The sequence below is a fragment of the Rhizobium atlanticum genome (assembly GCF_030182485.1).
In the GTDB taxonomy this organism is placed as follows: Bacteria; Pseudomonadota; Alphaproteobacteria; order Rhizobiales; family Rhizobiaceae; genus Rhizobium.
Map to the genome: position 1 here is coordinate 1 of NZ_JAQJCJ010000039.1, position 23,023 is coordinate 23,023.

Consider the following 23,023-nt stretch of genomic DNA (forward strand, 5'->3'; position numbering starts at 1 on the left):
ATCGCGCCGACGCCGCCTATCTATACGGGCACCACCTATCCTCCGTCATCCCAGGGCTTGACCCTGGGATCCATGCGGGCGAGGCACTGCGTGCCGACGCTGTGCGGCGCAAACAACTGCAGCCGCGTGCGTGGCTGTGGATCCCAGGGTCAAGCCCTGGGATGACGGAGGATGGGGTTGGCCTTGTTGCCCAACGCACCGCCGGTGCCGATTGCGCCCGCTGTTGCCGGAGCGACCGCGGGTGAAGCGCGTGAGGCGCGGCTTTTGGCGTGGTACCGCCGGCCAGGTGAGGCGCCGCGTTTGCCGCAACGTCATCGCGCCGACGCCGCCTATCTCTCCAGGCACCACCTCTCCTCCGTCATCCCAGGCCTTGAGCCTGGGATCCACGCCACTTCTGATGGAGCCAGCATGGATCCTCGGGTCAAGGTGGGGCACGCTCTGCGGCAGACACCCATATTACCCAGCCTTCGCCCTGCGCAATGCGATCAACCCCCGCCGCAGCCACAGCAATTGTTGCGGCGGCATCTGGCGCAGGTGTTCGTAATCCATCACCGCCACGTTATGGACGGTGCTGCGCACCTGCGGCCCGTCCTCGCAGCGCAGAAGGACGGCCTGCAGTTCCATCATGCGGTTGCTGGCCTTGCGGGCGCGGTCGGCGAAGCTTTCGGTCACCTCGCCTTCATGGCCCTTGACGGCAAAGAGCGACTGGGCCCGCGGGCTCGGGGCCGGGATGCCGGTCGTCTTGTGGTAACGGGCCATGACCTCGGCATAGTCGTCGCCGGCCTGGCGCTGCTCTTCGGTGATCAGACCATCGAGGAACATGCGGCCGAGGGTATAACCGGCATAGGGGCTCCTGACCGTCTCGTCATCAACCGTCCTGCCGAAACCGTGAATGCGCCGGCGCGCCGCCATCGCCACGCTGATATTCTCCTTCTCGGTTTCGAAGGGCTTGATCTTGCCGCAGGGGAAACGCTCGACATTGGCCTTGCGCGGCCGTCCGGCGCCCTTGTTAACCCGCTGTATCTTCACCTTGGTGGCCTTGCCGCCCATGCTGATTATCCTTCCTATCGAATGATGCCGTTTCGCAGCGCGGCGGCGACCAGGGCGGTCTCCTTGAACACGCCGAGTTTCGCCTTGGCATTGGCAATGTGGGTGTTGACGGTGATCGGCGAGATGCCGAGGATGGTGCCGATCTCGGCGGCGGTCTTGCCTTGCGCCATCCAGCCGATGATCTCTCGCTCGCGCGGGGTCACGGCACTGGTAACTGCACTCATGGCGCCGGCCCGTCGATCGTCGGCACGCGCGGCATCGTCACCTCGGCGCCGGACAGCGTCACCCGCCGCACCCGGTCGGGATGGCTTATCGGTGCGGGCGCCGCGCCGGCGACCGCCAGCGTCTTGCGCGGGTCCTGCCTCGGCGGAAACCGGTCGCGGTTGCGATGCGCCATGTTGATGACGGTGTTCTTCTTCGAGCCGAAGAGTTCGGCGATTTGACGTGCCGACAACCCTTCCTGCCAGAGCTTCTGCGCCTTGACGATCTTGTCTTCCGTCCAGAACAGATCTCTCATCCCACTGCCTCCTGTGCGTCTCGTGCGGCCCTTGCGATGACCGGATTGTCGGGAAACATCTCAGCCAGCGCCCGTTTGGCGCTGCGGCTGCCGTTTGCCGCCTGTCTCAGAAGCCGCATCTTGTGGGCGGCCACCTTCGGCTGCGGCGGTTCGGGCGGCGCCTCGACGCGCGGGCGGCTTTGCACTTCCATCACCGCCTGCTGCTGGCGGGCAATTTCGGCAAAGCTCGCAGCACTCGGGGCAAAGGCGCGGTTATGGTCCCTGACCTTGCCTGACAGGAACAGCTTGGCGGCGCGCCAGACCGCCTCTGCCGGAATGCCGTCGATGGCGACGAGATAGGCGCGTATCTGCATGTCGGGATCAATGCCGGCGGAGGCCGGAAAGCCCGAAAGCATCCCCGCTATGATCTTCACCGGAGAGGAAATCTCTTGCGGCATCGACCGTTGTCCTCCTGCCCGTGCTTGCATTGATCGACCCCGCTTCCCGCGCCTTCTCATTGAAATACCAATCGGATTCGATCGCCCGCCAGCCGCGCAGGATCTGCATCTCGGCGGCCGCGACCGGGTCGGCGGTCTTCAGGTACTCCCTGACCTGGATCCTCGCCGCATAGGCCGTCAGCGGCTTTTTCAGCGTGCGGCTGCGATGCTCGATGATTGCCGCCGCCAGCTCCTGCCCCAGCACGGGGCTCAAGATCTCCATGATGTCCTTGCTCATCTCTGCCTTTTCCATGCGATTGCTTTTCCGCTCGCGGCGTGTTGCCGTCGTCATACCGGGCGCCTCGGCCGCCCTCGGGCGAAGTTGACCAGGGCGCCCGGCCTTAAAGCGCGGCCGGGAAAACGCCGGACCGCGCGGCCGGCATGATCCTGCTGGGCGGTGTCGCCTTTCTCGGCGCTGCGAAGCCGGTGGATCTCGCTTTCCACGACCGGCACCGGCACGCCGAGGATGGCAGCGATTTCGATATAGTCCCGGCCGGAGCGGAAGAGCTCGAGGGCGTTGATGTGGGTGGCTTGATGCGCCGGAGCGGTGCTCATCGCTTGATCCTCTTTTCATTCGATCCGCGGCCGAGCCCTTCCCGCAAAGCGGGCGCCGGCGAGATCGTTTGTCTCAAATCTTGTGGAAGGTGCCGGCGTCGCCGAGGGAGCGCGGCGACGCCAGCTGCCGATAGCCTTCAGGGAGGAGTGAGGCTGCCGGATTTGCTGTTCGGCCGAGAGCCGGGGAAGACCGGCGTCTGCCGCATCTCTTCGGGCTTGGTCTGCCTGCCGCAATTTTCGCAATGGCGCTCGATCACCTCGGCGATCGACAGCGCCCTGCCGCAGCGCGGGCAGCCGGTGTAACGGGCATTGGCAAAGCCCGAAAGCTCGCGCCGGTTGTTGATGATATCGGTGCTTGTCATGGGCATAAGGGTACGTAAAATACCTCGCACGTCAAGCGATTTAGGGGATTACATGTACCTTTTTTTAGGGTATTATTTATATCATGTTGAAAGATCAGGAACAATTTGAGCGCGAAGAACGCGCAAAGCGTCTGGTCATGGCCAGGAAGAACGCGGGCTTTGCCGGGCCGAAGGCGATCGTCGATCGTTTCGGCTGGAACGCCAATGTTTACAAGGCGCACGAGTCGGGCCGGAACGGCTTCGGCATCGCCGACGCTAAGAAATACGCCAAGGCGTTCAGGGTCAATCTCAACTGGCTGCAGTTCGGAACCGGCGATGCGCTCGATCCGGAGGAGCGGCCGGTTTCCGTCGCCGACGTGCCGAAGATCTCCTGGGTCAGCGCCGGCCAGCTGACCGAGCAGGCGCCGATCACCGACTTCTCGGAATTCCCGACCGTCGCCGCGCTCGATCTCCCCGACGGCGACTGGATCGCGCTCGAGGTCGAGGGCAATTCGATGAACAAGATCTCGCCGCCAGGCTCGATCATTTTCGTCAACCGCCGCGACAAGCGCCTGGCGCCGAACGCGCTCTATGTCGTCGCCGACGAGACCGGGGCTGCGACCTACAAGCGCTATCGCCCGAACGACAATCCGCCCTTCCAGCCCGCCTCCTACGAGGACGTGCCGCCGCCGGAATTCCACGGCGCCGTCACCATCGTCGGCCGCGTCCGCCGGTCGGTGATCGAGATGTGAGAGCAAGGCTCTTCAAAAAAAATATAAATCTAATCTGTGACTTAACGCTTACCGTTCCAGCAAAATTCCAACCACTTCCCAAAAAGATTCAAGATCATCCGCCCGTCCTCACGAGTCGGCAGGATCTGGTTCCAAATCGCGACACTTGCCGTGCTGATCACCGCTTTCGGCGCCACCCAGGCGATCCTGCTTTGTGGTGAACCCCTCACAACGAAGACAGCTCTCAAGACCGAAGCCCGCTCTGCCCGGCGCTCCAATCACCCCGCGCAAGGTGCCTGCAGCGACCTCGCTGCACTGACGCGCCTGCAAACAACCGCTTCGAGCGCAGGCGTCCAATCTAAAGGCCGCGACGCGCCGCAGAGCGGATCATCGCCCGCCTCGCGCGCCTGCGATATCCGGATCTCTCTCACTCCCTCTCTCTTCCATCTCTTTCCAGTTCCTGAAGGCTGGTGAGGGAGGGTTCCGGCCAAAGCTTCCCCCTACCCCATGAGCAAAGCCCATGAGGCCGGGAGAGCATTGGCCATGTCCTGAAGGCCGGAGCCGGGATGGGACACGTGCCAGAGGGGCCATTCGCTTCGCCCTCGTCCTGATTTTCTGACAGCGCACTTAAGGACTTTCGCTTCCCGCGCCGCTGGGCTTCGTCAGCTCGGGAGTTGCACCCGGTCGCCCAATCATCTGGTCGAGATATACGCCTACGATTCGTACCTCGTCAATCTCTCAGGTATTTTTTATACCTTTTTCGATTGACGATCTAGGGTATGTTATATACCTTTTCCGAAATGCCGACCAGCCGGCGCGAGAGGGCAGAGCAATGCAGCATATCCGCAGGATCGAGACCGAGCAGAGCCGGCGGGACACCCGCTGGAATGCGGTGCGAGGGCTCGACGACTGTGATGCCTATATGGCCAACGAGGCCCAGCGCATGGGCGCCCTCGGCTTTGCCTATCTCGGCCGCCCCGAACATTCGGTGCGCGGCCCGTCATGGCTGCGCGGCGCCACGGCCAGCGTCGAGGCGCATTACCGCTATGCCCGCGAGATCATGGGCATCAGCGATGGCGATCAGCTTTACGCCTGAGGGAGAAAGGGAAATGTCCGCCGATTGCGTTATCAGAGCCTTTTCCGGCTGTACCTGCCCGCCCGTCAATGCGCCGAGAAGCTCTTCACCCCGGCGCCGGCCTCCTTCGTCTCCGGGCGGATCCAAGCAATCACCTGCATCGCCTTCGGCCTGCTGGCGGCGATCATCTCGTCCGCCTGGATGGAAATTTTCTTTGATTCCAGCGGCAGCCAGTCTATCGTGACTATATATGGTCGTAATAATCGGCAGATGGTGATGTCGACGATTAGCGTCGCAGAGGCAAAGGCTGGTTTCGCCGGCCTGGTGGACGAAGCTGCAAAGGGCGAGTTCGTGACGATCACCCGCCATGGCAAGCCGGCCGCCGTACTGGTCTCGGTCGAAGCGGCCGAAGCCGCAAGGAAGGCGCTCAACAAGCCGCGGCCGAATTTCGGGGATTTCCTCTTGACCTTTCCCGGCGGTGTAGAATCGGATCGGAACCCGTCAAAAATGAGGGATGCCGACCTTTGACCGCGTATCTCCTTGATACGAATATCATCAGCAAGTTTGCACCGGATCGTACACCACTCTCCGATGCAGTGCGAGCATGGTTCCACGTCCAGGGCGAGGCGGACGCGCTCTTTCTGTCGGTCATGACCCCTTTCCGAAATTGAAAAGGGAATGCGCAGCCTTCACCGTCGTGGTGGCATCGAGCGGGCAAAGCGGCTGTCGCAATGGCTGGATTTCATCACCGACAGTTTTGGGGATCGTATCCTGCCGATGGATGCCCTCGTCGCGCGGATCGCCGGCGCGCTTGCAGACGAGGCCGAGAGCAAGGGCCATCATCCTGGCCTCGGCGATCTCATCATCGCGGCGACGGCGCGGGCCTATGACCTCGCCGTCGTCACCGAAAATTTACGGCATTTCCAGCCGCTGGACGTGCTTGTCGAGCTTCCCCCAGCTTTCCGGCGGGAGTGATCTCCTCGCGGACAGCTATGTGAAGCGCCGCGGGTCAGGAGCTGAACTTGATGTCGCTCGCCTTCGCCGCGGTGATGAATGCCCGCCGCACCTGCTCGGGCTCGGCAACATCGTTGAAGACATCGAGCACCAGCAGCTCGGCAGCCTTGGCCGCCGGCGTCTGCTCCGGCCAATCGTTCAGCAGGGTATTGCCGGCCTGGACGACATTATAGACCGTCCTGGTCTTGCCATTGATGGTGATCTTCACCGGCTTGAAGCTTCGTCGCCTGCTCATGATGCAGCCCCCCAACGCGGAACACGCGACTCAACGAGCGGCGTTCGGACTCGTTCCGGTCGAGGTGACTATCTCACATCTTGCTGCCGTCAGGCGAATCAACTTGCCTGCAGCCAGACATGCGGGAGCCGGAATACCGGGCGACCAGTTTTTCGGTCGACCGCCTGACGTTCAGGGACGCGATGCTTGGGGTTTAGCAAACGATCATCGGACGGCCACCGAATAGCAAGAAATTATGAGCCTGAGTTGTAGATAGTTTGCTTCCCTGAAGAATAAACTACAATCACCCGAATATTCCTTCTATTTATAGCCGCTAGAATAGCACTCACGATAGTGTTAATTCTTGCAATAAATATTGATTTGTGTATAATAATTTCACAAACCTAGACGCTCATACCTAGGAAACACCCCCTCTCTTCATCCCCGCTTTTGCGGGGCTTTCCTTATCTCAGCCGTAGTTATGCAATGCTGATATGTAGCAGCAGTGTGGCGGCTTGCTGGCCCGTATCGTTGGGTTTGGGAACGACCGCTTAGGGCCTCAGCAGACTTCAGCCGTGTGTTCGCCCCCGGCAATTGGATAGTGGTCGTCCGATAGCCAATGCCGCCCGGCGACCACTCGGTGCCTGAAGTGACAACCGGCTCTGGCAAAGCACGGCGTAAAATCGCGTGTCCCCATGGAACTATTGCCCTCAGGCCAGCTTTCACAATCATCTCAGGGATGGAGCGAATTGACGGCACAATCCCAGAAGGCAGTAGCGCATCGAAGGGCGCTTGGGCTTCCGCCTGGCTCTCGACCACACGCGTAGCAAACTTCGCGTACGCGGCCGGCGTGAGGGTTTGTATCGGCGCATGGCGCCGATACATGGAAGACTGTTGTCAACGATGAACGGATGGCTATTGATGTAAGTGCTGCAAAGGGCTTGCGATGGCTGGCGATCATGGCGGTCTGCGCATGCTGTGCCTGTACGACCACACAAACACCGAACACGCATCGCAGCAGAGGATATGTTTCCGAGAAGGTTTACGGTGTGAAGGCGAGCCCGCGACCCGCCCACGGCAGGAATATTCGCAAGGGTGGTGGCCGTTATACCGTCGGCAAGCCCTACGTGGTGAAAGGCAAACTTTACTCACCGAAGGAGGACCCGAGTTACGACAGGAATGGTGTCGCTTCCTGGTACGGCTCAGCGTTTCACGGTCGCTTGACTGCAAACGGCGAAGTTTACGACAGGCATCACCTTTCCGCCGCGCATCCCACCCTCCCTTTGCCCAGCTACGTGAGGGTGACCAATCTTGAAAACGGTTCTTCGCTCATCGTGCGTGTTAACGATCGCGGTCCCTACCATAGGGGCCGCATCATTGACCTTTCCAGCAGGGCAGCAGATTTGCTGGGCCTGAAGCACCATGGCACGGCCTATGTTCGGGTCCAGTATGTAGGCCGCGCCCGCTCGGACGGAAATGATATGCCTTTTCTTATGGCTTCCTACGTCAGGAAGCGTGATCGCCTCCAGGACATCAAACCCGAGCCTCAGATCGCGACCGACGCGACGGTAGCCTCGAACCAGTCGACCGGCGATCATTTCTCGTCGTTACGGGCGAACCCTGGCATCAAGGCGATGAGCGCCTCCTACCGGCGGGGGGCAATCGCCGCGGCGGCGTTTCAGACATTCGGGCAATTCGTGATATCACCTGAGATAGGCCCTACTACCTTTCAGCGAACGCCCGAATTCGCTCCATCAATGCCGCAACAAGAATACTGCTTGAACGAGGATAGCGATGACCGTGAGCGCGACTCCTGCGAGGTTCAGGCTCTCCCGTTAGCGGGTGTCAATCGCAATGTGCGTCTGACGGTGGTTGTCTTAATAAAGCGACGCCGCTCTCGACTAAAGGGCCAGCGCCGGCGAGGAACAGCAATGGTTCTTCCCTAGAGTGCGCAAGAAGCCGTCACGAGGCGATCGTGCCAAGATAGCCGCCGACAGCGCCCGGGCCTATGGTCGCGATCCGCATGCCCCGCCCCAGAGCAGAATCAAATGCTAAGCCCGGGGTGGCTGTCATGGTGGCGGATCGCAACGTATATTAGCGAGAAAGAAAAAAGCCCGCTTTCGCGGGCTTTTCGGCTGGTCGGAGTGGAGTGATTCGAACACTCGACCCCCACGTCCCGAACGTGGTGCGCTACCAGACTGCGCTACACTCCGTGACCAGCGGCGCTTCTATAGAACAGCCTATCTGGTTGCACAAGCGCCAAATTTCAAAAAGCCGAGGGATTTTTTGACGGGTTGATGACAGAGACTGGAAGAGGCCGCTGCTGCAAAAAGACACACCCGGAGCAAATCGAACGGAAGTGTAAAAGGGGCAATTTTCTTTTGCCGGGTTCCGCGCTAAAGGGCTCGACGGGACAGGCGAAACCGCCGTGACGGCGGCTTCGCGGCCAATGCGCTAGAGATCAGGGACGACACGATGAAACTCCGCACCATTACCGCGGCCGGGCTTGCAATTGCGCTTGCCGGATGCACCACCATTCCTTCCGCCGGCAATCCGATCGAGGCCCGCTGGGTCGGCAAATCGGCCGGCGTCTTCTTTGCCGCCTACGGGCCGCCGATCAGCGATCGCGAGGAAGGTGCGAGCACCATCTACACCTGGCGCGGCGGCTACAAGACCGTGCGCATTCCGGCGAAATATGCCGAGGGCGCCGACGGCAAGCGCGGCAAGCAGATCGCCGCCGCCCGCACCGCCTATCTGCGCTGCCAGGCCGAAATCACCACCAATTCCGATTACACGATCCGCGACATCCGCACGGTCGCCGACATTCCGGGCGTCAACGGCCCGTCCTATTGCGCCGAGTTCCTGGCGCCCGAACAGAAATAAGGACGGTTCGTCCGGCATATGGAGACAGGCGGCAAGGGTGCCGCCTGTTTTCGTTTGGGGCTATAAGTCTAGCCTCAAAGCATCCGCACGAGGGCAGTTGCGGATCGTTTCAGGCCAACGTCTCGGGCACGGGTCGCGGAACGAATGATGATGTTAGGTCGTGCCGCGAGGCCCCCTCATCCGACCCTGCGGGCCACCTTCTTGGATAAGAAAAATGTAGGATATTGATGCTTGCCGGGCGGGTGGCTGCCCGCCCGGCAGCTGGTTGTCGGATCGTCACCTTCTTAGCCGTTTGGGGCTGTGGGGAGCAGGATCGCAACCGGCTCTTCATCTGGCCCGTGTGGTTGCAGGAACCTTGGGGTTCGTATCCAAGACAGGGACGACGAAGATGACCGATAATAGCATGATCTGTGCCGGAATCGATGTCGGCAAAAGCCATCTCGACATTGCCCTCCATCCCAGCAAGGCAAGGCTGAGGGTCACTTATGACACCGCTGGCCTGAAGGCGCTTGATGCCTTTCTTCAAGAGCATGACGTCAGCCGCATCGGCTTCGAAGCCTCCGGCGGCTATGAATGGCGGCTGCTGGCGCATCTGCGGGCCGGCAAGCGGCCGGCGGCGCGTCTGCAGCCGGCGCAACTGCGCTTCTTTGCCAAGAGCCGGCTCAAGCGGGCCAAGAACGATCGGCTCGATGCCGTGCTGATTGCGTTGTTCACGGCAAGTCTCGAGCAGTTGCCGGCGCTGCCGGACGCACGCTTCGACAAGTTGGCCGCCGAACTGACCTATCTGGAACAGATCGAGCAGCAGATCGCGCTGGTCAAGACCTTTGCCGAGACCGCCTTGTCGGAGGCGATCAAACGCCGCCACCTGCGCGAGGTCGCCCGCCTCGAAACCTGCCGCAAGGCCCATCTGCTGCGGCTCGAAAAGACGGTTCGCGACGATTGCGACCTGGCGCAACGGCTCGATCTGCTGATCTCCATCAAGGGGATCGGGCTGCGCAGCGCCCTGTGCTTGATCATTCGGCTGCCCGAACTCGGCCATGCCAGCCGCGCCGAGATCGCCGCCCTTGCCGGCGTCGCACCCTATGACGACGATAGCGGAAAGTATCATGGCAGACGCCGCATCCAGGGTGGTCGCGAACGCCTGCGAAAGAGCCTGTTCATGTGCGCATTCACGGCAACCCGGCACAATCCTGATCTCGCCGCTTTCTACACGCGCTTGCGTCAGAGCGGAAAGGAACACCTGTGCGCCGTCATAGCCGTCGCCCGAAAACTCATCGTCCTCGCCAACACAATCCTCTTTCGAAAGACCGAATGGACGCCCCAATACCGGAAAGATTGAACATGGTTGCTCCCCGCTGGGGAGAAGGGGAAGCAAGTCGCTCCGACACTGGCAAACGAACCCGCCTGCTTGTAGGCACTTCATCCAATGGGGTGGATGGCGAAGCGCCACTCTCCCTCTTCTCCCCCAGCGGGGAGAAGGTGGCCCGAAGGGTCGGATGAGGGGGGCGGCACGACGTCAATGACAAGAGCCATCGTTGCCCGCCGCGCCGCTCCTAATCACCCCTCCGCCGGACCGTAGAGGCCGAGCTGGTCGAGAAGCGCCCGCTGCCGGTCGGCATTTTCGACCAGGAGGCCCGTGTAACGCTCGACGATGCGGCCGCGGTGAGCCGGATCTGAGACGGCGGAGAGCGCACCTGATATGGCGGCGATCTTTTCCGAGGCCTGGCGCAGCTCTTCCAGAAGTTCCGCCTTGCCGCCGGCTTCCGCAACCACCTGCTTCGTCACCTTGCCGATGCCGGCCGGCGTGCGGCTGCCGGCGGAGACGTAACCCTCCGGCAGGTCGCCCTTCAGATTGACGACCGACTTGAAGCGGATGACGTCGAATATCTGGTCGACCGCCTGCTTGGCGCCGGTCACCCGCGAGGGATGGTCGGTGTCGGCCGCGGCATGCGGCAGCAGCTCGAGCTTGCCCTTGTGGCGCTGTTCGAGCGGCAGGTAGGGCAGCATCGGGCCGCTGAGCGTACCGGTCGCGGCATCCCTGAAGAGGTCGGCGTCGATTGCCGCATGCGCGATCTTGCCCGACGACAGGGCCGCGTCGAGCGCATCGGTATCAACGACCTCGCCGCGGTCGTAATTGACGAGCACCGCGCCGTCCTTCATGGCGCCGAGCACCTTCGCATCGACGGTGCCGGCGTTGGAATCGCGGCCGGTCGATGCATCCAGGCGGCCGAGGCCGATATGGACGGAGAGCACGTCGGCGCCGCTAGCCGCTTCGACCGGGCTTGCGGCATAGTCGAAACCCTCAGCCTCGATCCAGCGCTTGTGGTGCTCGCGGGCATAGATCGCCACCGTCATGCCGAAGGCCTTGGCGAGCTTGGCGACTTCGCGGCCGATATTGCCGTAGCCGAGGACGGCGAGCTTGCGGCCCTCGAGCTTTGCCGTCGGGAAATCCTTCAGCTGGCGGCCGGTGTCGAAATCGCCGTCGGCGACCATGCGGTGCAATCTATCGACCGGCAGGTCGGGAACGACCTTCAGGATCGCCTTCACAGCCATCTGGGCGGTCGCCCGGCTGTTGATCCCGGGCGTGTTCATCAGGACCGCAGTGCCGCCCTCGCCATTGCCGCCGCCCCAGGAGGCCGAGCCCATATTGCCGGTGCCGGCACCGATGCGCACGCCGCCGAGCGGGAAGACCGAGGCCTTGGGAATGAAGGTCGCCGCGGCGATCAGCGCGTCGTACTGGCCCTTGTCGGTCTGCGGCAGGATCTCCGCCTCGGTGCTGAGGTTCGGCTGATAGAAGAAGTGGATGCGGCCCTTTTCGAGACCGGCGCGATCAGTGAGCGGACCGAGATGGAAGACGCCACCCTTCTCCTCGATATAGGCCTTGACCTCGCTGTAATCAGGCTCGCCGTCGGCGCCGAAGCGCAAGCCGACCAGGTCGGCGATCAGCACCGTGTAGGCGCGGTTCGGATCGTCCTTGCGGACGGCGCCGTCGGCCTTGACCGGCGCCTCGAAGGTCACGCCGTGCTTTTCCAGTTCCTCCTCGAGAACGACGATCTTGGCTCTGAGATAGGCATATTGCAGGTTTTCCAAGAGTGCCACGACATCGTCCGGCTCGCGGATGCCGCCGACCCAGGCGCGGTAATCGCCCGGCGTGCCCGGGAAGGCGTTGACGTAGCGGGCCGCGTCGAGGCCGGGCTCGTATTCGCCGTTCGGATGGGTGATGCCCTCATAACCGAGCAGTTGCTTCGAGCGGGCAATGATCCGGGCGTGAATGCCGGCATCGGCGATGCCCTCGTCCTCGACCTTCAGCAGCGTCACCGCCGCCCCGCGCCGTTCGGCATCGGTGACGGTCAAGGACAGCAGCGGATGCGACTTGACCCATTCGTCGATCACGGCGCGATTGGCGGCGGAGCGGCGGTTGAGCTCGACGACCGAGCCGGCCCGGGCTTCCGACTGCAGCAGGCCGAAAGTGGTCTCGGCAAAGGCGAGCGCGCTGTAGGTGTTGATGACGCCGCCGAGCATGCGGTCCTCGGCCGGATCGTAGAACGGGCCGGCATCGACGGAGCGCTTGGCCGAAAACGGCTGGCGCGGATCGATCGGCGGGGCGATCTTCAGCTGCCGCGGGATCGCCCAGGCCGGATCCTGCTGGTTCTTCTCGATCAGCGCCAGCGCATGCGGCGTGAAGGAAGCGACGAAATAGCCCGAGATGCCGCCGATCGCCTTCTGGAACGGCATGAACAGGCAGCACTTCGCCATCACGGCGCTGACCAGTTCCGGCTCCCACGGCATGGCGCCAAGCATCGAGGTGGCGTCGAACACCGCGTGGCGGTTGGCCGGGTCGCCGTCGAGCCAGCTCAAGAGTTCGCGGATCTCGCGGCTGGTATAGGCATTGGCCCCGGTCGTCTCGTGGCCGACGCCGACGAAGATCGAAACGCCGAGGTCGGCAAGTTCGGCCGCCGTCGGGATCACGCCCTCGGAGGCGGCGAAGTGAATGCGGCTCTCGCAGCCCTTCTCGGCGAAGCGCTGCATCTCGATCAGCTGTGTGGCCCAGGACTGGCGGAAGAAGCCGGCCGCCTTGGAGGGATCGCTCTCGGGCCGCGGCGTATCGACATAAACGCGCTGGCCGGCGTCGTTGGCATTCATCAGGTGCTGGATGCAGACGGTGAAGCCGCTATGGCCGCCGCCGAGCCCGACCGCCATGCGGTTGGTCTTGGGAAAGCCGAAATAACGATGGATCGCCCGCATCATGTCGGTCAGGATCTTGTCGGCCGGGTAGCCGCGATGCATGCTGCGGGAGATCTCGGCCGTGGTGAAGCCGCCGATATCGTTGCCCCGATCGTCGAACTTGCGATAGGTGTTCTCGATCCAGGCGTCGAAGGCGATGCGCCGCAGGCGGCTGTCGACCTCATCGGTCGTCGCATCGGTAATCGGCCCGACGCCGAAAAACGGGTTGGACGGCAGTTTCGGCGCACCCGAGGCGGTCTGCCGAAGGGCGCTCAATCGCTGTTCCTGCATCTGCGCGATATTTGTCATTGCCTGCCTGTCTCTGTCCGGAGCTGAAGTTGCCATCATGGTGGAGTGAGTGCACGGGCAGGACAAGCTCATATGCGCCGAACGACAGGCGAAACGCGTCATCGGGATATCGTTGATGATAGCGCATGGGCGGGGGGACGCGACGCGCGTTCCTGCCTGGAGATCAGCGTACTGGGATGACGGAGAGTGTGGTGCCCGGGATGGAGGAGGAGAGGTAGTGCCGGGGACCAAAAGCCTCGCCAGGGCGATGAAGCGAACCGCGAGCGCGGCGTCACAAGGGGTCACAGACGCAACCATCCCCGCACAAAAACAGACTTGCCGCACGCAACCATCCGGCGTATGTCTTGCCCGTCGCGAAAAGCGACTGCTTCCCTTGATCCGCTCAGTGGCGGAGTAAACAGGTGGACGAATGGGTCGTCCAGGCGGTCGAGCACACGCCGGCCATGCGCATCAGCCATGGTTCGGCCAGCACTCCCTGAAACCAACGCCTGACGAGATCAGGCCTCATCGTGAGCCCACGGCGTCGCGACGCAATTCCGTGATTTGAACGAAATCAGGGAAGCGCTGGCGAGCCTCCCGGCTTGCGTCGACCACGGAACGCGCCATGACCAGATCCCTCATCGTCATCTTTACCGCCATTGTCCTCGATGCCGTCGGCATCGGCCTCATCTTTCCCATCCTGCCGCAGCTCCTGCAGGACATCACCCACAGCGGCGACGTCGCCCCCACTATCGGCGCGATGACCGCACTCTATGCGGTGATGCAGTTCATCTTCGCCCCGGTGCTCGGGGCGCTGAGCGACCGGCTCGGCCGGCGGCCGGTGCTGCTGATTTCGCTTGCGGGTGCAGCCGTCAACTACCTGTTCCTGACGCTCGCGCCCAACCTGCTGCTGCTCTTCATCGGCCGGGCGGTCGCCGGGCTGACGAGCGCCAACGTCTCGGTGGCCACCGCCTATATCACCGACATCTCGCCGGAGGAGAAACGCGCCCGCCGCTTCGGCCTCTTCAACGCCATGTTCGGCCTCGGCTTCATCATCGGCCCGGTGCTCGGCGGCGTGCTCGGCGATCACTGGCTGCGGCTGCCCTTCATCGCGGCGGCCGCGCTCAACGGCGCCAACCTGCTGCTCGCCTTCTTCGTTCTGCCGGAATCGCGGCCTGGCAGCCGCGAGAGGATCGACCTTGCCGCGCTCAATCCGCTGAAGCCGCTGAGCGCCGTGCTGGAGATCAAGAGCCTGCTGCCCGTCATCATCCTCTTCTTCCTCTTCAGCGCCACCGGCGAGGCCTATGGCACCTGCTGGGCGCTCTGGGGAAGCGACGCCTTCCACTGGAACGGGCTTACGATCGGCCTGTCGCTCGGCGCCTTCGGCCTCTGCCAGGCGCTTGCCCAGGCCTTCCTGCCCGGACCGGCGGTCCGGCTGCTCGGCGAGCGCGGCGCGATCCTTACCGGCGTCGCCGGCGTCTCGCTCGCGCTTTGCACAATGGCTTTTGCCGACCGGAGCTGGATGATCTTCGCCATCATGCCGGTCTTCACGCTCGGCGGCATCGGCGTGCCGGCGCTGCAGTCGCTGGCGACCCGGCAGGTGGACGAAAACAGCCAGGGCCAGTTCCAGGGCATGCTGGCGTCAGTCGTCAGCCTCGCCTCGATCGCCGCGCCGCTCGGCTTCTCCAGCCTCTATTTCCTCGTCCGGCAGCAATGGCCGGGCGCCATCTGGCTCTCGGTCGTCGCCGTCTATGCGCTCGCAGTGCCGCTTATCCTCAGTCTCGGGCTGAGGAAGCCGGCGGCTGCGGCGAGATGAACCGCTGCGGCGGCGGGCTTTTGCATCCAGGCACCGCCTCTCCTCCGTCATCCCAGGGCTTCAACTGTGCCGGCGGTGCGTTTGGCAACAAAGGCCACCCCACCCTCCGTCATCCCAGGGCTTGACCCTGGGATCCACAGCCAAGCACTCTGCCCACATGGCCGGATATGTTTACATCGTCACCAACCAGAAAAACGGCACCCTCTATATCGGCGTGACGTCCGATCTGGAGCGCCGCATCTATGAACATCGTGAGGGGCTGACTCCGGGCTTTGCCTGGAAATATGGCTGCACCCGCCTCGTCTGGTATGAGGAGCATTGGGACATCGGCACCGCGATCCAGCGCGAGAAGTCATTGAAACGGTGGAACCGACAATGGAAGATCGACCTGGTCGAGGCGATGAATCCCGAGTGGGACGATCTTTATCTTACGCTGTGGTGATGGCGGCTGCGTCTTCTGTGGTGCTCTGGGCATGGATCCCAGAGTCAAGCCCTGGGATGACGGAGGAGAGGTGGTGCCGGACGCACAAGCCGGCGCGGACGAGAGGGGTGCTGGACGCATAAGTCCGCCTTCTGCGGAAGAGAGGTGGTGCCGCGAAGCATTGCCAGCAGCGGCGATGAAGGGACGGCAGATGCGGGCATTATAGGCTGCGCCGGCGGTGCGTGTGGCAAGAACGCCAACCCCACACTCCGTCATCCCAGGGCTTGACCCTGGGATCCACAGCCAAGCACGCGGCTTCAATAATTTCCCGCAGACGGCCTCCATCAGTTCACGTAGTGCCAGCCGCATGGATCCCAGGGTCAAGCCCTGGGATGACGGAGGAGAGGTGATTGCGCGACAGATCAGCTCCGCAGGCGCGATGGAGCTTCAACAAAAGCGGCGTCTCTCAGGCTGCACCGGCGCGGTGCGTGTGTCGAGAGCGCCAACCCCGCTCCGTCATCCCAGGGCCTGACCCTGGGATCCACAGCCAGGCACGCGGCTTCAATTGTTTTCCCTCAGCGGCATCCAATCAATTCCCGCAGCGCCAGCCGCATGGATCCCAGGGTCAAGCCCTGGGATGACGGAGGGGAGGTGGTGCCCGGACGCAGACGCCGACGCGGACGAGAGGGGTGCTGGACGCATAGGTCCGCCTTCGCGGAAGCGGGGTGGTGCCGGGACACATCGGCTCAGCAGCGGTAAGGACGCTTCGGCAAAAGCGACGCCGCACAAGCCTCGGCGACAGCGACATCCCACAAGCGGGCTCTCAAGCTGCGCCGGCGGTGCGTGTGGCAAGAACGCCACCCGACACTCCGTCATCCCAGGGCTTGACCCTGGGATCCACAGCCAAGCACGCGGCTTCAATAATTTCCTGCAGCTGGCCTCCATCAGTTCACGTAGTGCCAGCCGCATGGATCCCAGGGTCAAGCCCTGGGATGACGGAGGAGAGGTGATTGCGTGGCAAATCGGCTCTGCAGGCGCGATGGAGTTTCAACAAAGGCGGCGTCTCTCAAGCTGCACCGGCGGTGCGTGTGGCAAGAACGCCAACCCCGCTCCGTCATCCCAGGGCCTGACCCTGGGATCCACAGCCAGGCACGCGGCTTGAATTGTTTTCCCTCAGCGGCATCCAATCAATTCCCGCAGCGCCAGCCGCATGGATCCCAGGGTCAGGCCCTGGGATGACGGAGGGGAGGTGGTGCCCGGACGCACACGCCGACGCGGACGAGAGGGGTGCTGGACGCATAGGTCCGCCTTCGCGGAAGCGAGGTGGGGCCGGGACACATCGGCTCAGCAGCGGTGGGGACGCCTCGGGCAGCTGCGGCGCCGCACAAGCCTCGGAGAAAGCGACATCCCCAAAAGCGTCTCTCAAGATGCGCCGACAGAGCGTTTGGCGAGAACGCCAACCCCACTCTCCGTCATCCCAGGGCTTGACCCTGGGATCCACAACCCCGTGCTCGGCTGCAATAATTTCCCAGCTTCGGCTGCCATCTCTGTTTACGCAGTGCCAGCCGCATGGATCCCAGGGTCAAGCCCTGGGATGACGGAGGAGAGGGTGTGCCCTGCACAACAGCCCTCCCCCGCCAACGCCGGCGCTACGCCGCCTCTTCCTTCTCAGCCGCACCTTCCGCCAGCTTGCGGGCGGCGACGAAATCGACCTTGCCGGAGCCCAGCACCGGCACCTTGCCGATCGTGACCTCGGCCGGCACCATCATGTCCATCGCGCCCTTCGATTTGGCAAAGGCGAGGAATTCGGCGCGGGTGGCGGTCGGGGCGTCGGTGAGCAGCACCAGGCGCTCGCCCTTCTTGGGGTCGGGCAACGAGGAGACGACCGACAGCGCGCCCGGCCAGAGTTCGGCGGCGAGCGCTTCGATCGCCGCCAGCGACACCATTTCGCCGCCGATCTTGGCAAAGCGTTTGGCGCGGCCGCGGATCTTGACGAAGCCGTCCTCGTCGATGCTGACGATGTCGCCGGTGTCGTGCCAGCCATCGACGAGCGGTTCGAGCACGCCGGGCTTTTCGGCGCGGAGATAACCCGCCATGACATTGGCGCCGCGCACGTGCAGGCGGCCGCCCTCGTCGATGCCGGGCACCGGCTCGAGCTTCCATTCCATGCCCGGCAGGATTTTGCCGACCGTGCCGGAGCGGTTGTACATCGGCGTGTTGATGGAGATAACAGGCGCGGTTTCGGTGACGCCGTAGCCTTCGAGGATGCGCAGGCCGAATTTTTCCATATAGGTGTGGCGGGTTGCCGCCTTCACCGGCTCGGCGCCGGCGAAGATATAGCGGATCGAGCGGAAATCGTAAGGATGCGCCGTCCTGGCATAGCCATTGAGGAAGGTATCGGTGCCGAAGATGATCGTGGCGTTGGAGACATAGATCAGCTCCGGCACGATGCGGTAATGCAGCGGCGATGGATAGAAATAGACCGGCACGCCCGAGATCAGCGGCAGCACGGTGCCGGCCGTCAGCCCGAAGGAGTGGAAGACCGGCAGGATGTTGAACACCTTGTCGCCGCTGTGGAAATCGATGCGGGCGGCGGCCTGGGCAGCGTTCGAAAGGATGTTGCGGTGGGTCAGCACCACGCCCTTCGGCGTGCCTTCCGAGCCCGAGGTGAAGAGGATGACGGCCGGATCGTCGGCCTGGCGTTTGACGAGCGGCCGCGCCTTGCGCAGAAGCCCGACGAGCTTGTCCTTGAATGAGATTTCCGCCCTGAGATCATCGAGCCAGACGATGGTCAGCTGCTTTTCCAGCTCCTCGACGACAGGGCCGAGCTTGGCCTGGGCGACGAAGGCGCGCGAAGTCAGCACGTGTTTCACCTCAGCCGCCTTGCAGGCAGAGAGGATGTTGGCGGCACCCGCGGTGAAGTTCAGCATGGCCGGCACCTTGCCCGCCGACATGACGCCGAGAAGGGTGGCGGCGGCGCCATTGGCATTCGGCAGCATGACGCCGAGGTTCTGTTCGGGGAAACGGGCGCGGAACTTGGCGCCGAGCACGGCGGCACCCGTCAGCAGCTTGCCATAGGTCAGCCGGCCGGTGACCGGATCTTCGACGGCAAGCTTCTTCATGCCGAATTCGTGGCCGGCCCGGATGACGCGCTCCAAGACGGTCGACGAGGTATCGGCGGTGCGGAAGAGCAGGTTCGACATCACCTGGTAGAGGGCGGCGCCCGCCGCCGTGCGGCGTTTGCGGCCTTTCAGCTCCGGCGGCACTTCGAGCTTCACCGGCTCGAGAATGGTGACCTTGACCTTGGGGAACAGCCGGCGGCGGATCTTGCCGTCGTCGAGATAGGAGAAATAGGTCTTCTCCAGCCCGTCGATCTTGACCGGCACCACCATCGAGCCTGTTTTGTCGGCGACCATGGCGGCCCCGTCATAGACCTTCATCAGCGTACCGGTCACAGTCAGCCGGCCTTCGGGGAAGATGCCGATCGGGCTGCCTTCCTGCACCACCTTGATCAGCGAGCGCGTCGCCATCGGCTTGGTCGGGTCGAGCGGCAGGAACTTGCACATTTTCAGGAAGGGGCGCACCCACCAGGCCTGGGCGATCTTGTAATCGACGGCAAAGACCGGCTCCTCCTCGGTGATGGCGAGCGCCAAGGCGCCATCGAGCAGGCTCACATGGTTCAGCGCAATGATCGGCGCCGGGCCGGCCTTCTTGATATTCTCCAGACCCTCGACCTCGAGCCGCATGAAGGCGCGGAACAGGATCGAGATGAAATCGCGGAAGGCATTGGTCGGCAGCGTCTTCAGCATCAGCCAGGCCACAGCGAAATTGATAATGCCGAGGCCGATCAGGATCTGCGGTATGGTGGCGCCGAGCGCCTGGATGACGGCGACGAGGCCGAGGCCGACGGTGATGAACAGCGCCGAGAGCACGTTGGCGGCGCCGATGACGCGGGCGCGGCGATCCTCATGCGCCCATGTCTGCAGGCCGGCGAAAGTCGGCACGGCGATGAAGGCGCCGGAGATTGCCATGCCGGCGAGATCGATGGCGACGCGGATGGTATTCTGGCCGGCGAAGAAATCGAGGATCGTCGTCGCGTGCGACGTCGACTGCAGGCCCCAGAGATTCCAGGCGAGATCGAGGCTGAAGAGGCCGAGCAGCGCCGTGCCGACAGGGGCCGGCAGCAGCACGATGCGGCCCGACGACATCCAGGCGGCAATGCCGGAACCGACGGCGACGGCAATGGCAAAGACGGTGAGATAGGCCGGCACGACGAGCTCGGAGCCGCCGAGCAGCTCGGTCACCATGGTCGGCAGGATGGAGAGGGTGAAGGCGCCGACCAGCCAGAACCAGCAGTTCATCAGCGCCGAGCGCCACAGCCGCTTATCCCTATGGATTTCCATGACCAGCCTGTAGCTGGAGCGAATGACGTTGCGGTCGATCTCAAGATCCGGCGCCTTGGAGCCGGTCGCCGGGATCATGCGGGCTGAAAGCCAGCAGAGCAGCGACAGTCCCATCATCATCGAGCCGAACAGCAGCACATTCTCGCCGCTCGAAAAGGCGAGCGCTGCGATGATCGTGCCGCCGAGAATGGCGATGAAGGTGCCGCCCTCGATCCAGGCATTGGCCTTCGGCAGGTCGCGGCGTTCGAGATGATCGGGCAGAATGCCGTATTTGATCGGCCCGAACAGCGCCGAGATGACGCCGAAGCCGAAAAGGGCCGCCATCAGGACGAAGATGGAGGAGAAGCCGAGGCCCACCACCGCAAGTGCGGCAATAGCGATCTCTGAGCGTTTCAGCAGTTCCGCCACCTTCGCCTTGTCGTGCTTGTCGGCAATTTCGCCGCCGAGTGCCGAGAGCAGCAGGAAGGGCACGATGAGGATGACGCCGGCGAGCGTCACCAGCGCCGCGCCCTCGCTTGCCGACATCTTGAAGAGGATGAGGAATACCAGCGTATTCTTGAGGAAATTGTCGTTGAAGGCAGTCAGGAACTGTGTCCAGAACAGCGGCGCGAATTTCCTCGATGTCATCAGATTTGTTTGCACGGCGAGACCCTCTTTTGGTGGGCAGAGAAGGCCACAGAGTTGTTACGCAAAAGTTGAGTGCGATAACAACTCTGCGATGTGGTTAAGGAAGATCAATCTTCATCGCTACGATTGAATTTGACCAGCAGCTTTTCGGTGCGGGCATCCTCGACCTTGCGGATCAGCTTCTCGGATTCGGCATTGTCGCGCAGCGTCTTGGTGATGTTCACCGTCGTCTGCACCAGCATCAATATGCCCATGGCGAGATAACCTTTGCCCCAGAGATCGAGCGGCATCATGTAGAGGCCGAGCGCCAGCATGAAGGCGGCGGCGCCGAAGGAGAAGTAGGAGAAGCTGACCCAGCTGGCGGAATGTTTCTGGAAACTGTCGTTCATAGCAGTGACCCTTTAATTTCTAGGGGTGGATGGTGGGGTGACGATGTCAGGCGGCCGGCGTGATCCGGCTCTTCAGTCGGGCGAGCACCTCATCGGCCGATGAGGCGAGCGGCGCGCCGCAGCCGGCATTGGCAAGCTTTTCGATGATGCCGGCCGGCCGCGTGGCGCTTTCCATCTCCTTCAGCGCCGCCGCCGTCAGCTCGTTCTGGCTCTGGCGCAGGCGAAGGCGGGCCAGCGTTTCCTCGGCCTCGTCGAGGGTCGCGAGGCCGGGGCCGGCGACCGCGATATCGAGCTTCTGCGCCTCCTCAGTGGCGCGGGCCAGCCGCTCACCGCGCTGCAGCGCCTGCAGCCGCGCCTCGGCATCCCTGACAATGCCCTTCAGCTTGGCGATCCAGGTGGTGAACTGGGCTTGCGCCTGTTCCGACGCATCGCGCTCGGCCTCGAGAAAGGCGATCGCTTCGGCCGCTTCCCGCGCCAGCCCTTCATTGCCCTTGGTGAGTGCTGCGGTGGCGCGGGTCTCGAGATCGGCGATGCGGGAAAGGATCGTCTGATGCTGCGCCTTCTCCTGCTCGTTCTGGGCGATGGCGACGGCGACGCTGCGCCGCGCCGTCTGGATCGACTGGGCGGCATCGCGGATCTGCTGGGCAAGCAGCGGCACGGCGTGGCGATCGGCGAAAGCCTGCTCGGCATCATGCGCCCTGCCCCGCAGCAGTGTGGAAATCAATTTGAACATTTCTGTCCTCCGGTTTATGAACGTTGTTCACGAGATGAGTTATGGCAGAATCATGAACGACGTTCAAGATAAATTTTGAACGTCGTTCAAAAATTCGAAGGGACATGGTGAATGGCCGGCAGACGAGAAGAAAAACGCGAGGATTTGAAAGCCCGGCTGATCGAGGCGGCGCGCGAGCGCATCGCCCGCGACGGACTTGGCAACCTCCGCGCCCGCGACATCACCCAGGATGCCGGCTGCGCCCTCGGCGGCCTCTACACCGTCTTCACCGACCTCGCCGAGCTCGTCATCCACGTCAATTCCGCGACGCTCAAGGCGCTGGAGGCCAGGCTGACGCTCGACGAGGCCAAGGGCAAAAGCCCGACCGATCGGCTGCGCAACCTCGCCCAGGGCTACCTCGCCTTCGCGGTGGAACACCGCAATCTCTGGAAGGCGCTGTTCGACCACTTCCCCCCCGCCACCAGCCCGACGCCGCAATGGCACCTCGACGAACACCTCTTCCTGATGGACGTGATCGCCGAACCGCTCGCCGAACTGCAACCCGACATGCCGGCCGAAGACCGCGCCATCCGCGCCCGCACGCTGTTCGGCGCGGTGCATGGCGTGGTCAGCATCAGCCTGGAGGGGCGCTTTGTGGGCCTGCCGCTGGCGCGGCTGGCGCGCGAGGTGGACGAGCTGGTGCAGACGATCGCGGCCGGCGCGGAGCTGCGGCGGCAGGGGATGTGAGGCGGCGGTGGGTGGAGTGAGGTCGGAGGACGAGCGGACGTCGAGAGAACGGTGTTTGGCGGAATGGCGTTAAGAGGAGCGGAATCATCGACCACCGGCTTTGCGGTTCGAGCCTAAGCCCTACCCCACTCTCCGTCATCCTCGGCCTTGAGCCGAGGATCCACGCCCGCCACCGATGATCTCGACGGGCATTGGCGTCGAACGATTGAAATCGCCGCCCAAAACACCCCTCATCCGCCTGCCGGCACCGACCGGGGTCGAGCCACGGGTCTCGACCCGTCCTTCGGACCCCCCGCGCGCGGGGCGAAGGGACAATGCCGCGCCCTCTCCGCCCCTCTCCGACGTCGCGTTTGCAAGTCCCCTCGCCCCGTTTTTACGGGGAGAGGGTTAGGGTGAGGGGCAAGCATCCGCACAACGGACAAACCCCAAAACGTCACTTCGTGAGATCAAACGCGCCGGGAACCCACACCCCAACTCCAGCATTGAGCCCCCAACCAAAACCTGCTTCACTCCCCCACCCCACGCCGCCCGCGAAAGGAC

The 23,023-nt window shown here is 63.2% G+C and carries 20 protein-coding genes, 1 tRNA gene and 3 pseudogenes; 11 read left to right on the plus strand and 13 right to left on the minus strand.

The window, feature by feature from the left end:
* Positions 1 to 456: 456 nt before the first annotated feature.
* The 7 genes from PH551_RS30955 to PH551_RS30985 form a co-directional block, all read right to left on the minus strand.
* A complete protein-coding gene (locus PH551_RS30955; RefSeq protein ID WP_285196210.1) occupies positions 457 to 1,050 on the minus strand; it encodes a hypothetical protein in 594 nt (197 codons plus the stop codon).
* Positions 1,051 to 1,064: 14 nt separating this feature from the next.
* A complete protein-coding gene (locus PH551_RS30960; RefSeq protein ID WP_097597546.1) occupies positions 1,065 to 1,274 on the minus strand; it encodes a response regulator transcription factor in 210 nt (69 codons plus the stop codon).
* Positions 1,271 to 1,567 (minus strand): GcrA family cell cycle regulator, encoded by a 297-nt coding sequence (locus PH551_RS30965; protein WP_285196211.1) that lies wholly within the window; start codon positions 1,565 to 1,567, stop codon positions 1,271 to 1,273. Before PH551_RS30965 ends, PH551_RS30960 begins: the two co-directional genes overlap by 4 nt.
* A complete protein-coding gene (locus PH551_RS30970; RefSeq protein ID WP_285196221.1) occupies positions 1,564 to 1,962 on the minus strand; it encodes a hypothetical protein in 399 nt (132 codons plus the stop codon). Before PH551_RS30970 ends, PH551_RS30965 begins: the two co-directional genes overlap by 4 nt.
* Positions 1,928 to 2,296, minus strand: a complete 369-nt coding sequence (locus PH551_RS30975; protein ID WP_285196222.1) for a hypothetical protein — start codon at positions 2,294 to 2,296, stop codon at positions 1,928 to 1,930. Before PH551_RS30975 ends, PH551_RS30970 begins: the two co-directional genes overlap by 35 nt.
* 35 nt (positions 2,297 to 2,331) lie before the next feature.
* Positions 2,332 to 2,598, minus strand: a complete 267-nt coding sequence (locus PH551_RS30980; RefSeq protein ID WP_285196212.1) for a sigma-70 family RNA polymerase sigma factor — start codon at positions 2,596 to 2,598, stop codon at positions 2,332 to 2,334.
* A 137-nt stretch (positions 2,599 to 2,735) separates the two neighbouring features.
* Positions 2,736 to 2,960 (minus strand): hypothetical protein, encoded by a 225-nt coding sequence (locus tag PH551_RS30985; RefSeq protein ID WP_285196213.1) that lies wholly within the window; start codon positions 2,958 to 2,960, stop codon positions 2,736 to 2,738.
* Between the two features lie 83 nt (positions 2,961 to 3,043).
* On the opposite strand from PH551_RS30985, the gene PH551_RS30990 reads away from it, so the two are divergent.
* The 5 genes and pseudogenes from PH551_RS30990 (at position 3,044) to PH551_RS31005 (ending at position 5,720) form a co-directional block, all read left to right on the plus strand.
* Positions 3,044 to 3,691, plus strand: coding sequence for a S24 family peptidase (locus PH551_RS30990; protein WP_085777282.1), 648 nt, complete (start codon positions 3,044 to 3,046; stop codon positions 3,689 to 3,691).
* 811 nt (positions 3,692 to 4,502) lie between these two features.
* On the plus strand, positions 4,503 to 4,766 hold the full coding sequence (locus PH551_RS30995; protein ID WP_285196214.1) for a hypothetical protein: 264 nt from the start codon (positions 4,503 to 4,505) through the stop codon (positions 4,764 to 4,766).
* A 13-nt stretch (positions 4,767 to 4,779) separates the two neighbouring features.
* Positions 4,780 to 4,961, plus strand: a pseudogene (locus PH551_RS33095) (hypothetical protein); the annotation flags it as partial.
* Positions 4,962 to 5,021: 60 nt separating this feature from the next.
* On the plus strand, positions 5,022 to 5,273 hold the full coding sequence (locus tag PH551_RS31000; protein ID WP_285196223.1) for a type II toxin-antitoxin system Phd/YefM family antitoxin: 252 nt from the start codon (positions 5,022 to 5,024) through the stop codon (positions 5,271 to 5,273).
* Positions 5,270 to 5,720, plus strand: a pseudogene (locus PH551_RS31005) (PIN domain-containing protein). The gene PH551_RS31000 and the pseudogene PH551_RS31005 overlap by 4 nt, the downstream one beginning before the upstream one ends.
* Before the next feature lie 34 nt (positions 5,721 to 5,754).
* Here the strand turns inward: PH551_RS31005 and PH551_RS31010 are convergent.
* A complete protein-coding gene (locus PH551_RS31010) occupies positions 5,755 to 5,994 on the minus strand; it encodes a DUF982 domain-containing protein (RefSeq protein WP_064694135.1) in 240 nt (79 codons plus the stop codon).
* Positions 5,995 to 6,884: 890 nt separating this feature from the next.
* Here PH551_RS31010 and PH551_RS31015 point away from each other — a divergent pair.
* Positions 6,885 to 7,919, plus strand: coding sequence for a septal ring lytic transglycosylase RlpA family protein (locus PH551_RS31015; protein WP_483315453.1), 1,035 nt, complete (start codon positions 6,885 to 6,887; stop codon positions 7,917 to 7,919).
* A 190-nt stretch (positions 7,920 to 8,109) separates the two neighbouring features.
* On the opposite strand, the gene PH551_RS31020 is transcribed toward PH551_RS31015, so the two are convergent.
* A tRNA-Pro gene (locus PH551_RS31020) sits at positions 8,110 to 8,186 on the minus strand.
* A 262-nt stretch (positions 8,187 to 8,448) separates the two neighbouring features.
* On the opposite strand from PH551_RS31020, the gene PH551_RS31025 reads away from it, so the two are divergent.
* A complete protein-coding gene (locus tag PH551_RS31025; protein ID WP_085777277.1) occupies positions 8,449 to 8,856 on the plus strand; it encodes a hypothetical protein in 408 nt (135 codons plus the stop codon).
* Between the two features lie 388 nt (positions 8,857 to 9,244).
* Positions 9,245 to 10,195 (plus strand): IS110 family RNA-guided transposase, encoded by a 951-nt coding sequence (locus PH551_RS31030; protein WP_285196216.1) that lies wholly within the window; start codon positions 9,245 to 9,247, stop codon positions 10,193 to 10,195.
* 218 nt (positions 10,196 to 10,413) lie between these two features.
* Here the strand turns inward: PH551_RS31030 and PH551_RS31035 are convergent, their stop codons facing one another.
* Positions 10,414 to 13,389 carry an NAD(P)-dependent oxidoreductase gene (locus PH551_RS31035; protein ID WP_285196217.1) on the minus strand — a complete coding sequence of 992 codons (2,976 nt, stop codon included), beginning with the start codon at positions 13,387 to 13,389 and terminating at the stop codon, positions 10,414 to 10,416.
* Positions 13,390 to 13,981: 592 nt separating this feature from the next.
* Here PH551_RS31035 and PH551_RS31040 point away from each other — a divergent pair.
* Positions 13,982 to 15,184: pseudogene (locus PH551_RS31040) on the plus strand (TCR/Tet family MFS transporter); the annotation flags it as partial.
* 157 nt (positions 15,185 to 15,341) lie between these two features.
* Positions 15,342 to 15,626, plus strand: a complete 285-nt coding sequence (locus PH551_RS31045; RefSeq protein ID WP_128399714.1) for a GIY-YIG nuclease family protein — start codon at positions 15,342 to 15,344, stop codon at positions 15,624 to 15,626.
* A gap of 1,628 nt (positions 15,627 to 17,254) precedes the next feature.
* On the opposite strand, the gene PH551_RS31050 is transcribed toward PH551_RS31045, so the two are convergent.
* The 3 genes from PH551_RS31050 to PH551_RS31060 form a co-directional block, all read right to left on the minus strand.
* Positions 17,255 to 20,650 carry an acyl-[ACP]--phospholipid O-acyltransferase gene (locus tag PH551_RS31050; RefSeq protein WP_285196218.1) on the minus strand — a complete coding sequence of 1,132 codons (3,396 nt, stop codon included), beginning with the start codon at positions 20,648 to 20,650 and terminating at the stop codon, positions 17,255 to 17,257.
* 92 nt (positions 20,651 to 20,742) lie between these two features.
* Positions 20,743 to 21,024, minus strand: a complete 282-nt coding sequence (locus tag PH551_RS31055; protein WP_085777270.1) for a YiaA/YiaB family inner membrane protein — start codon at positions 21,022 to 21,024, stop codon at positions 20,743 to 20,745.
* 46 nt (positions 21,025 to 21,070) lie between these two features.
* Positions 21,071 to 21,757: a PspA/IM30 family protein gene (locus PH551_RS31060; protein WP_285196219.1), complete on the minus strand. Its 687-nt coding sequence runs from the start codon at positions 21,755 to 21,757 to the stop codon at positions 21,071 to 21,073.
* Between the two features lie 111 nt (positions 21,758 to 21,868).
* On the opposite strand from PH551_RS31060, the gene PH551_RS31065 reads away from it, so the two are divergent.
* Entirely contained in the window at positions 21,869 to 22,483 is a 615-nt protein-coding gene (locus PH551_RS31065; RefSeq protein WP_285196220.1) for a TetR/AcrR family transcriptional regulator, read from the plus strand.
* The last annotated feature ends 540 nt before the right edge of the window (positions 22,484 to 23,023 follow it).